This is a genomic window from Desulfonatronum sp. SC1 (genome assembly GCF_003046795.1).
Lineage (GTDB): Bacteria > Desulfobacterota > Desulfovibrionia > Desulfovibrionales > Desulfonatronaceae > Desulfonatronum.
In genome coordinates, this window is the sequence record NZ_PZKN01000251.1 from 1 (window position 1) to 379 (window position 379).

The following is a 379-nucleotide window of genomic DNA, read 5'->3' on the forward strand; positions in this document are numbered from 1 at the left end:
GGTTATACCTCTCTAATATATCAACGGAACCATCAGTTGAGCCTCCATCTATAATAATTAATTCAAAGTTTCTATAATCCTGATTAATAATTGAAAGAATAGTCTCTTCTAAAAACTCTGCTTGATTAAAGGATGGTACAATTATAGATAATTTAGGATTCATTACTTTGGCTTAAAAAAATTTAACAAAAACATGTCGAATATAACATCATGCCATGTCTAATGGCCTACGTTAAAAAAAGTGTACTTCTGAAAACTTTGTTCTATATGATTGCATACTTAGAGAAAGTTGCATAGATTAATAATAGAAATCTTCGTCCTAGAGTTGCCAATCATATCTAAATCAAAAACTACCCAATTAAAAATAGCGTCTTATCAT

The 379-nt window shown here is 29.0% G+C and carries 1 protein-coding gene; it reads right to left on the reverse strand.

Annotation, left to right across the window (positions count from 1 at the left end):
* Positions 1-163, reverse strand: a 163-nt coding sequence (locus C6366_RS21445; RefSeq protein ID WP_146164971.1) for a glycosyltransferase, incomplete at its 3' end; no start/stop codon positions are given.
* Between the last annotated feature and the right edge of the window lie 216 nt (positions 164-379).